This window comes from Salinivibrio sp. PR932 (genome assembly GCF_001996125.1).
GTDB classification, from domain to species: domain Bacteria; phylum Pseudomonadota; class Gammaproteobacteria; order Enterobacterales; family Vibrionaceae; genus Salinivibrio; species Salinivibrio proteolyticus.
The window spans coordinates 1-10,012 of record NZ_MUFM01000055.1; the positions used below are offsets into that span (position 1 = coordinate 1).

8 protein-coding genes, 4 tRNA genes and 1 rRNA gene are annotated in these 10,012 nt (G+C 50.2%); 8 read left to right on the plus strand and 5 right to left on the minus strand.

The features are described 5' to 3' along the window. The first annotated feature begins 76 nt into the window (after positions 1-76). Positions 77-192, plus strand: a 5S ribosomal RNA gene (rrf, locus tag BZG84_RS15740). 519 nt (positions 193-711) lie between these two features. On the opposite strand, the gene BZG84_RS15745 is transcribed toward rrf, so the two are convergent. The 4 genes from BZG84_RS15745 to BZG84_RS15760 all read right to left on the minus strand — a co-directional run bounded on the left by BZG84_RS15745 (position 712) and on the right by BZG84_RS15760 (position 6,097). Beyond that, a complete protein-coding gene (locus BZG84_RS15745; RefSeq protein WP_077479054.1) occupies positions 712-3,297 on the minus strand; it encodes a family 20 glycosylhydrolase in 2,586 nt (861 codons plus the stop codon). A gap of 200 nt (positions 3,298-3,497) precedes the next feature. Then, the gene (locus BZG84_RS15750) at positions 3,498-4,142 is read right to left on the minus strand and encodes an isochorismatase family protein (RefSeq protein WP_077479055.1); all 645 of its coding nucleotides are present in this window, start codon (positions 4,140-4,142) and stop codon (positions 3,498-3,500) included. A gap of 12 nt (positions 4,143-4,154) precedes the next feature. After that, positions 4,155-5,504 (minus strand): CDP-diacylglycerol--serine O-phosphatidyltransferase, encoded by a 1,350-nt coding sequence (gene pssA, locus BZG84_RS15755; RefSeq protein ID WP_077663519.1) that lies wholly within the window; start codon positions 5,502-5,504, stop codon positions 4,155-4,157. 113 nt (positions 5,505-5,617) lie between these two features. Continuing rightward, entirely contained in the window at positions 5,618-6,097 is a 480-nt protein-coding gene (locus BZG84_RS15760) for a GNAT family N-acetyltransferase (RefSeq protein ID WP_338012755.1), read from the minus strand. Positions 6,098-6,124: 27 nt separating this feature from the next. Between BZG84_RS15760 and murB the strand changes: the two genes are divergently transcribed. Then, positions 6,125-7,159, plus strand: a complete 1,035-nt coding sequence (gene murB, locus BZG84_RS15765) for a UDP-N-acetylmuramate dehydrogenase (protein ID WP_077479058.1) — start codon at positions 6,125-6,127, stop codon at positions 7,157-7,159. Further along, on the plus strand, positions 7,156-8,124 hold the full coding sequence (gene birA / locus BZG84_RS15770; RefSeq protein ID WP_077479059.1) for a bifunctional biotin--[acetyl-CoA-carboxylase] ligase/biotin operon repressor BirA: 969 nt from the start codon (positions 7,156-7,158) through the stop codon (positions 8,122-8,124). The genes murB and birA overlap by 4 nt, the downstream gene beginning before the upstream one ends. Positions 8,125-8,127: 3 nt before the next feature. Here birA and coaA read toward each other — a convergent pair whose 3' ends face one another. Further along, a complete protein-coding gene (coaA, locus tag BZG84_RS15775) occupies positions 8,128-9,066 on the minus strand; it encodes a type I pantothenate kinase (RefSeq protein WP_069587006.1) in 939 nt (312 codons plus the stop codon). A gap of 209 nt (positions 9,067-9,275) precedes the next feature. Between coaA and BZG84_RS15780 the strand changes: the two genes are divergently transcribed. The 5 genes from BZG84_RS15780 to BZG84_RS15800 form a co-directional block, all read left to right on the plus strand. After that, positions 9,276-9,351: transfer RNA gene (locus BZG84_RS15780), tRNA-Thr, on the plus strand. A 6-nt stretch (positions 9,352-9,357) separates the two neighbouring features. Further along, positions 9,358-9,442 (plus strand) — tRNA-Tyr (locus BZG84_RS15785). Positions 9,443-9,479: 37 nt separating this feature from the next. Then, a tRNA-Gly gene (locus BZG84_RS15790) sits at positions 9,480-9,554 on the plus strand. Positions 9,555-9,567: 13 nt separating this feature from the next. Beyond that, positions 9,568-9,643: transfer RNA gene (locus BZG84_RS15795), tRNA-Thr, on the plus strand. A 104-nt stretch (positions 9,644-9,747) separates the two neighbouring features. Further along, a partial coding sequence (locus BZG84_RS15800) for a GTP-binding protein (RefSeq protein WP_241825819.1) occupies positions 9,748-10,012 on the plus strand: 265 nt, incomplete at its 3' end.

The following is a 10,012-nucleotide window of genomic DNA, read 5'->3' on the forward strand; positions in this document are numbered from 1 at the left end:
GGTTTTGGGTTGGACTTAAAATAAGCCAGTTGATTGTGGCGAGAACAAAAACAGCTTTCTAGATTACAAAATTTTGCTTGGCGACCATAGCGCTTTGGACCCACCTGATTCCATGCCGAACTCAGTAGTGAAACGAAGCAGCGCCGATGGTAGTGTGGGGTCTCCCCATGTGAGAGTAGGACATCGCCAGGCTTTGATTATAAATTGTGACTGTTGCTTGCGATTTTTGATAGCTACGGTGCTCATGTACTGACGTACATTGCGCGTCTCGCTTCAAAACTCCCGTCACACAGACACAATTTAAGCATCAAAGCAGATATGCGTAAGACTTTGATTAGAAAATATTAAGCCCTGACCTCACGGTCGGGGCTTTTTTGTATCTTGAGAGTGCATCAGCCCTGCGCGTCTCGATTCAACATCCTCACCGCATCAAACAAGATAATCTAATTAGAGCTTAATGTTGGGCTTTAGTTAGCAAAAATTTAAGCATCAAAGCGGATATGCGTAAGACTTTGATGAGAAAACATCAAGCCCTGACCTGACGGTCGGGGCTTTTTTGTATTTGGAAGATCAATAAAGCTCTTGCCCTTTATGCCTTGCTTTAGACTGCCTGCTAAGTAGATAGCATTTCATTTTCTACTTACCCAAGATCCAATAAAAAGCCCCGTCTTGTCGACGGGGCTTTGTCTTTTCAGCTATGTAATAGCTCGATTATTGAATTTTACTGACTCGGCTTACGCGCTCACCTGAAATGGTACGTAGCTGTACCGGGGCGCTGACGTGAGGAGCGTTTGCCGCATCATAGGTCTGCCAGCTTGCACCACTATCAGTTGAGTACTCAATGGTGAGTCCAGGGAATGGCGAGTTCGCTTTCAATATACCACTTTCTATCACCCCACCCGGAACGGGTAAGCGGAACCCAACACCCTGTTGCTCTAGTTGTGGGAACCAGTAGTTCGCTAACTGATTGGCAAAGAGGTTGTAATCAATGTTGCGCTTGGTTTGATTCGCCTCTTGTCCGGTTTGAGTGCTTGCTTCCCACTCGGCACGGTGCCAAGCTCGCTCAGCCATGGCGAAGAGGCGAGGGAAGGTCATGGATTCAAATTGGCCATCGGAGCGAATGGTTTCACTCCAAATAGATGCCTGTAAACCGAGCACGTTTTCTGGACGCGTCAGTGTTTTCACGGTGGCAGCGTCTAGTACCTCTTGTTTGGTGATAGGTGCACCATTGCGTTTTGCATCTGCGTTAGCGTAGAGATCATCGGGCATAAAGCTAAACGTCTTACGGGTGTCGGTAAAACGGGGGGCCCAATAATAGCCGCGCTCACTTGGGTCTGGCTCATAGGGGTGGTCAAAATAGAGGTGTGTGGCTTGGTTATAGATAACCCCATAGCCATTGTTGGCGAGATTATAGGCGCGATCGGCAACGCCCCACTCCCAGATATTTTGCCACGCATTGCCATAGACGTGCTCATTGGCAAGTTGTGCGCGTGGATAGACCTTGTTGTTGTGCATGAGGCCATCTTCCCAACCACCGAGATCGAGCTGATGACGTTGGGTAATGTGCGAAATACGTTCGACAAAGTACTGACTCAGATCGTCAACACTGTTCACACCTGCATTGTTGTCTGCAATAAAGGTCTGACAGACGGGTGACTCTTTCCAAGCACCGGCAATTTCATCACCACCAAAGTGGAATGTATCGAGCGGCTGTATGTCTCGATGCGCATCGACGAGCGCCGCAACCACTGTATCGACGAAGCGATAACTGGATTCCATACAAACATTCATCGCATTGTCTGTGAACATTTGCACAGAAAGGTATTGCGTGTCGTCTTCAAAGTCCGTGAGCAAATATTCTTTCGCTTTGGCTTCATCACCTTGTGCCATGTACTTGTGGTAACGCGCTTCCATCGCTTTAATGGCCGCGTGCGCGTGACCTGGCATATCTACTTCTGGAATGACGGTGATATTGAGTGCCTCTGCCTTACGCAGAATCGCTTGATAATCTTCCGTAGTGTAATACCCATTGGATGCTTCGGTGCCGTCAGGCCCTGCGCCTAAGAAGGGCAACACGCAGCGGGTTTCTGACAAGTCATGACAGCGTTTGCTACCGATGTCTGCCAGTTCTGGTAGGGCTGGGATCTCAATACGCCACGCTTCATCATCACTGAGACGTAAATGGAGCTTGTTGAGTTTCAGTGCGGACATTTGGTCGAGTAACTTTAAGATCGCCTCTTTGCTGCGGAAGTTTCGCGCCGCATCTACAGACAGGCCACGGTAAGCAAAGCGCGGTGCATCGGTTAGCGTCACCGCCTTGAGTGTCTCGCCGGTTTTAAGTTGTAGCAGGCTTTGTGCAGCGTACAGGGCACCCGCTTGATCAGGGGCGTCGATGTCAATACGTTGCTGCTCAGGTTGCACATCTAGGCGATAAGCTTCGTGCCACTGGTCGCTTCCATTAAGGGTGACTTTTCCCCACCCCACATGAATAACTTTTTGATTAGTAGGTGCCCAGTCGGTGGCTGAAATGCCAAGCTGATCGGCAAGCCATTGAGCTTGTGCTTGATAGCCGTTGTCGTAGACCACGGTCCACTCGCTATCGAGGGTGATATGGCCATTTTTCTCAATGCGACTGGCAGGTGTGGGAAGCACGTGTCCTTGGGTATCCACCAACGACAAATCGGCATTGCGTACATAGCGCTGTTCGGCCGTGAACGGGTCATAATGGTCGGTGAGTGCACCGCCGTAACGTTTCCACTGTGCGGGAGCGTCAAAGTCACCGACAAAGGTGAGCTCATCATCCGGTTTGGTGGGCACTTGGCCATTTTTGTGGTTACTGGTGCTGGTAATCAATGCGGTATGCGTGCCAGCTTCATCGTCGGAGGCTAAATACCAATTCGGCATAATATCGGATTTAGCGACTTGCCAGTCAGAGGCATTAAAGCCAACCACTAACTGATCACCGGGAGCAAGCGGAACAAAGCTATCTGTGGGTTCGAGTTTGAAGAGATCCCCATTGACGTGTGAGACTTTAAGTTGATCGGTGTCGATCGACTTGATCATGCGAATGTGGCTGAAATAAATCGCCCAGCCCGTTTTAGGCAGTGTCTGAGTACTTTGGTTGGTAAAGGCGACGTTGCCCGTAAAAGAACGCCAGTCATCTTGCGTATTATCAATGACTTGGTATTGCACATCGAGGCCGTTTCCGAGTGCATCAAGCTGCGATGCAGGCATCGCCCAAGCGGTGCTAGATAATGAAGCGCCGATAAGGAGACCCAGTACGGTAGGTTTGAGCATGCTATCCTCCAAACTTATTTTTTATTGTGAAAATAGTTAATGGGACAGTAGGGGATAGCAATCAAGAAGCCTAGCAATCTTGTCGATTAAAGTGCATTTCTGTCTAAGGACTCAAACTTAATGGTCCGTTTAAGCCTGTGTTTGCACTCAAGGCGCGAGGACGATCGCAGCGAGAGAGTACTCTGTCGCTGCGATACAAATTAACGGGGGACTAAACAGCCTAATGCCAACTGACTATCGACTAACTTGATACCTATATCCAGCATCTCGTCACAGGCGGTGGCGACTGTTTGTGGGTGAATACCACGACACGCGGCAAGGTTCACAATCACGTCAAACTGACCGCGCTTTTTCAGCTGGATGGCAGTGGTTTTGACGCAATAATCGGTTGCCAAACCACCGACAATGACGGTTTCTACCTCTTGGCTGTGCAGCCATTCAATCAAGCCGGTGCTGAGCTTCTCTTCAATATCATGAAAGCACGCACCATAGGGATGTAAGTCGGGTTCGACCCCTTTCCAAACCACATAGTCGTATTCGGTGACAGGAGGTAAGTCGTCAATGGTTTCGAACCCTTTGGTGCCGGGAACCGCGTGTTTGACCCAGGTGAGATCCGCGTTTTTATACGAAAGCGGTTGGAGCATATCGGCAGCATCGTCAACCACCCAAACCGCGTTAGCCGGATGGGCGTCCTTGGTGAGGACACGCACATCTGCGAGCGCGGCTTGGGCATTCAATGCCGCTCCTAATTGATTTCCCTCGGGTACCGGTAACTCGTCTGGGCAGTCGGGTGTAAAGGTACGTTGAGGGTCCACATCAATAGCAGCGATTCTGGCGATACGCATGGCCTGCTCCTTTTATAGAATTTGATTGAGCAAGTGATCGGCGCGCACGCGTTTTATCCGCTTTAACAGCCGCTTTACCGGTAACGGATAATCTTCCATCTTATCGATATGTTTGTAGCTACCGACCAAGCGCGTGTGCTCGAGGATCTTATCCACTTCTTGCTGTTTTTGCGCTTCGAGGCGTTGATGCTTATCGTGGATAAGAATGGCGTTTTCTAAATCTAACTTCCACGCGCGTGGGTTGAGATTATTCCCCGTCAGCAACATGTACTGGCGATCGACCCAAATGCCCTTGAGGTGGAAGCTGTTGTCGTCATGCTTCCAAATATGAATGTTCAACTGGCGTTTGGCGATGGCGGCTTCATTGCGGCGCGCAAAGTTACGCAAGTTCACTTCATAAAGATAGGGCAACGCTGAGATAGTCTTAAACGGCGCCTCTGGGGGAGAGTAAAAATCGTTCGCGGTTTTATCACCGACAATAATGCTGACGGTAACGCCTCGGCGCAGCGCGCGACGGATTTCTCGGACCACGCTACGGGGAGGATTAAAGTAGGGGGTACAAATCACCAACTCTTGATGCGCGCTGGCAATCAAATGACAGATATAGCGGTTGAGTTTGTTCTTACGTTTACCCAGCCCGACCATCGGTGTTAATCCAACCTGATGCTCACTAATCGGCTCATCGTCATAGCGATAGCTTGCGCGTTGTAGCTGGCCGCGAAACTCACGAATACTGGGCTTAAGCGCTTTACTATTTGGCCGGTCTGGCGAGGCGAGACAATTAACGGCACTGTCGGCGGTGAGCGTGTTGACGATAAAGTCTGCCATGGTATCGGCGAGCTTTTTATTGGCCAGCACATGATAGCGGTCATAGCGGTATCGGTCGTGCTGCGCGAGATAGACATCATTGAGGCTGGCGCCGCTATAAAGTACTTTGTCATCAAAGACAAAGCCTTTGAGATGCAAGACTCCAAAGACCTCGCGATTTCGCACGGGGACGCCCAAGACTTCAATCTTGTGGGTGTAGCGCTCGGCATAGGCACGATACAGAGCCGCATTGCCGTCCGATTGTTCGGCGCCAATTAGGCCGCGTTGTGCACGGTGCCAATCAACCAGTACTTTGATGTCGAGCTCGGGGTTAGCTTGTTTCGCCTCATACAAAGCGTCGAGTACGCTACGTCCGGCCTCATCATCTTGTAGATACAGGGCAACCAGATAGATACGTGATTTGGCGTTTTTAATTTCGCTAAGCAGCCGTTCTCTAAAAGAAACTGCGTCTAATAACGTTTCGAGATGTTCTGGCTGGTGCGCAATGGTGGGCAGGCGATCAATTAGCTGCCGATTTGCGTTAGCTGAATCCATTGTTACCTCATGTTGTTCGACGGCCAGAGTCGAGCGGTTTGATGCTAAACCCTGAATTGTACCAGAAATCGTGGCAAGCAACGGATCTCTGATCCTAGGCTTTGCCATTATCATCACGCTTTCCCCTGATACGCCATCGCAACTAAGTCTTTGCCGGCGTGACAATAACTGTCAAATCGGGTAGCGAGATCCTCGGGTAGCGCCTCGCGTTCGACCACATCAAAACCGTGGCGCGCGTAAAGCCCAGTGAGATGGCGAAAGGCAAGGCAGAAACACGGCTTTGCCGCGATCGTCTCTTGGACGTCGGTCAGTAAGCGATCGCTCAACCCCGTCCCTCGTAGCGCTGGGCTAATGAGCATGCCGGTTAATAGTTGATAGGTTGGCCGTTGCTGAAAACGTACAGCGCCACACAAGCCATTTGGCCCATCAATCACCCAAATTACTTCATCTTTTTTGGGTTTGCCCGGTGGGTAGTGAGTTTTATAAAGCCGAGCCACCAATGGAAAACGCAATGGCTCCAGCGGGTGAATACGATAATTATCCATAGTCCAATAGGTGCGCAATACGAGCAGGACAGGTAGTATACCTATCACTGAGTTTCCTGACAGCGTAATGCATTCATGAAGTGGTTATCTGATGTGTCTTTGACACCCCATCATACATTTGGTTTACCGGCACGCGCTCATGCGGTGGTTGAAGCGCATAGCATTGCTGACTTATGCGCCATTTGGCAGCATCCAGACTATGCAAGCTTACCCAAGTTGATCGTTGGGGAAGGCAGTAATCTGCTGTTTTGTGAGGATTACGCGGGTGTGGTGGTGCTAAACCGCTTGTCTGGTCTTGAGGTAGAGGAAACGCCGCACGACTATCTTCTGCATGTGGGCGCCGGCCAGTCTTGGCACCAACTGGTTGCTTGGACGATTGAGCAAGGCATGCCCGGACTGGAAAATCTTGCCCTTATTCCGGGATGTGTGGGCGCGGCCCCGATTCAAAATATTGGCGCTTATGGCGTCGAGTTTTGCGAACGTTGCGACTATGTCGATATCATTAATCCTCGCACTCAAGAAACGCGCCGCTTGACGCGAGAAGCCTGCCAATTTGGGTATCGTGACTCCATTTTTAAAACGGAGGCGATGACGGGGTGGGTGATCACGCAAGTGGGATTTCGATTAGCGAAAGCGTGGCAGCCAGTGCTCAAATATGGAGCGTTAGCCGATCTCAACGGTGAGCAGGTGTCCGCGCAAACTATTTTTGATGCAGTGTGTGCGATTCGCCAAGCTAAGCTTCCCGATCCACGGGAATGCGGTAATGCAGGGAGCTTCTTTAAAAACCCAGTGGTGGATGCACAGCATGCACAAACCTTGCAAACTCGTTATCCCGATATGCCCATGTACCCGGCTGGTGAGGGCAAAGCGAAGCTTGCAGCTGGCTGGTTAATTGACCAATGTGGCTTAAAAGGAGCGAGACAAGGCGGTGCGCGTGTCCATCCTAAGCAAGCATTAGTGCTGACTAACATTGATCATGCCACTAGCCAAGACGTCGTCCAACTCGCAAAACGCGTGGTCGATGACGTACAGGCGCGGTTTGGTGTCACCTTACACCATGAGGTGCGCTTTATGGGCGCACAGGGTGAAACCACCTTGGAGGCGCAATGAGCCGTACACATAGCGCAAGGTTAGCCCTTATCGGCCGTTTATCCGACGGTGAATTCCACTCAGGCGAAATGCTAGGAGACGCGTTGGGCATGAGCCGGGCGGCTATCAGCAAACACATTAAAGTGTTGCAGTCATGGGGGCTAGATATTTACCGTGTGCAAGGTAAAGGCTATTGCTTATCGCAACCGATTGAGTTGCTCGATGAAGCTTGGCTAAGTGATCACACTGATGTGCCTGCCTTATCCGTTATCCCAGTCATTGACTCTACCAACCAGTATTTGATGGAACGTGTTGGACAACTAACGTCAGGTAGTGTGTGTTTGGCTGAGTATCAACAGCAAGGACGCGGTCGGCGAGGGCGTGTGTGGCAATCACCGTTCGGGAGCAATCTGTATCTATCGATGTATTGGCGCCTGGATGCGGGACCAGCGGCTGCGATGGGGTTGAGCCTTGTGGTGGGTGTGGCGATGACTAAGGCGTTGCATGAACTGGGCGCGCCCGGTGTGAAAGTAAAATGGCCGAACGATCTCTATTATCAAGATAAAAAGCTTGCGGGCATCTTAGTGGAAATGACGGGGCAAACCGGTGATGCGGCACATCTTGTGATTGGGATGGGGCTGAATATTGGTATGGGACCGCACGTCAGCGAGCATATTGATCAGCCGTGGGCGCGATTGGCCGATGCGTGTCAGCCGATGCCATCACGTAACGTGCTTGCCAGTGTATTGATAAGCCGTTTACAAGAAGCTTTGCTCGATTATGAAAAAACCGGCTTAGCGGGGATCATGGATGATTGGCAGCAATTAGATAATTTCAAAGAGCGTCCCGTGAAACTCTTGATGGGGGATCGCGAAGTTCGCGGCATTGAGCGTGGGATTGATGAGCATGGTGCGTTGTTACTGGACGTGGATGGCGTCATCACACCCTATTTAGGGGGAGAAATTTCACTAAGGCGTGATGACTAACCGTTATTTACGTACGCGTATGCGCTGGACTGAATGATTAGCGCCTTTCTCTAAGATCAAGCTGGCTCTCTCTCGGGTAGGAAGAATGTTTTCCATTAAGTTCCGCCCGTTGATTTCATCCCAAATACTCGCGGCGGTATCTTTGGCCTCGGCAACCGATAGACGCGTGTAGTGATGAAAATACGCATCCGGGTCTAAAAAGGCGCCGCGACGGAATTTCATAAATCGCTCGATATACCAGTGTTTGAGCAATGCCGGTTCGGCGTCAACATAAATAGAGAAGTCGAGAAAATCTGAAATAAACACATGATGAGGATCATGTGGGTAATCCATCCCACTCTGTAGAACATTCAATCCCTCTAGGATCAAAATATCGGGCTTTTCGACTTTCTGCACTTCACCAGTGATGTCATACACCAAATGTGAGTATATCGGCGCTTCCACACAGGCTTTACCGGATTTTACATCTGCCACAAACTCCACCAATTTGCGCATGTTATATGATTGAGGAAAGCCTTTGCGTTTCATCAATCCACGCGCTTCCAACTCCGCGTTGGAATACAAAAAACCGTCGGTAGTCACTAAGGCTACCTTGGGGTGATCGGGCCAGCGAGTCAGTAGGGTTTTTAATAAACGTGCAGTGGTACTTTTACCGACCGCGACACTGCCTGCAATCCCAATAATGTAGGGGACATGATTGGAGGCAGGCTGGGTCAAAAACTCGTCGAGCACCTCAGTGCGACTCTTGCGCGACTTGATATACAGGTTGAGTAGTCGTGACAGAGGCAAGTAAACATCTCTCACCTCATCCATTGAGAGGTGCTCGTTTAGCCCTCGCAGGCGTTCAATGTCGTCTTCGGTGAGCGTCATGGGCACTGCATCCCTCAGTTCAGCCCATTGTTGACGGTCGAACGACAAATAAGGCGTTAGCGTTGCGTTCATGGTCCGTTTGCCTTAAGCCAATAAAGAGGTGGACGATACCGCAATCTGCGTATCAGGAAAAGTAGTGGTCCGCGTTGTTGTTATTTAGGATTGGCTATTTTAGCAACAATTAAGCCCTAAATTGTGCAACAGGCGAAAAAATCACCTGTTTTTTTGATTTTTCCTATTGCAAGGCCCCATTTCATCGCATAGAATGCGCAGCACTTGTCGCCGGCTTAGCTCAGTTGGTAGAGCAACTGACTTGTAATCAGTAGGTCGCCAGTTCGATTCCGGCAGCCGGCACCAAAATTAGGTGGGATTCCCGAGCGGTCAAAGGGATCAGACTGTAAATCTGACGGCTCAGCCTTCGAAGGTTCGAATCCTTCTCCCACCACCATTTTCAAATTGTTTGAATAGCTCTACGAGAAACGATTGCGGGCATCGTATAATGGCTATTACCTCAGCCTTCCAAGCTGATGATGCGGGTTCGATTCCCGCTGCCCGCTCCACTCTTTTTAGAGTGCTGATATAGCTCAGTCGGTAGAGCGCACCCTTGGTAAGGGTGAGGTCGGCAGTTCAAATCTGCCTATCAGCACCATCCTCTCCAAGGTAACTTCAAGCCGTTTGATATATACTCAACAAACCTAATTGTTGGTTGTGTGGTCGTAATGCCACCGAAATACCGTGCTTAGAGGGACTGTCATGTCTAAAGAAAAATTTGAACGTACGAAACCGCACGTTAACGTTGGTACTATCGGCCACGTTGACCAYGGTAAAACTACTCTGACTGCCGCTATCTGTACTGTACTTGCAAAAGTACACGGTGGTGCAGCGCGTGACTTCGCATCAATCGATAACGCACCAGAAGAGCGTGAGCGTGGTATCACCATCGCGACTTCGCACGTAGAATACGATACGCCAACTCGCCACTACGCGCACGTTGACTGCCCAGGGCACGCCGACTACG

What these genes read in the sequence shown, in the direction of transcription:
- BZG84_RS15745 (WP_077479054.1), bottom strand. Translation starts at nt 3,297, where the DNA reads ATGCTCAAACCTACCGTACTGGGTCTCCTTATCGGCGCTTCATTATCT.
- BZG84_RS15750 (WP_077479055.1), bottom strand. Translation starts at nt 4,142, where the DNA reads ATGCGTATCGCCAGAATCGCTGCTATTGATGTGGACCCTCAACGTACC.
- pssA (WP_077663519.1), bottom strand. Translation starts at nt 5,504, where the DNA reads ATGGATTCAGCTAACGCAAATCGGCAGCTAATTGATCGCCTGCCCACC.
- murB (WP_077479058.1), top strand. Translation starts at nt 6,125, where the DNA reads ATGAAGTGGTTATCTGATGTGTCTTTGACACCCCATCATACATTTGGT.
- birA (WP_077479059.1), top strand. Translation starts at nt 7,156, where the DNA reads ATGAGCCGTACACATAGCGCAAGGTTAGCCCTTATCGGCCGTTTATCC.
- coaA (WP_069587006.1), bottom strand. Translation starts at nt 9,066, where the DNA reads ATGAACGCAACGCTAACGCCTTATTTGTCGTTCGACCGTCAACAATGG.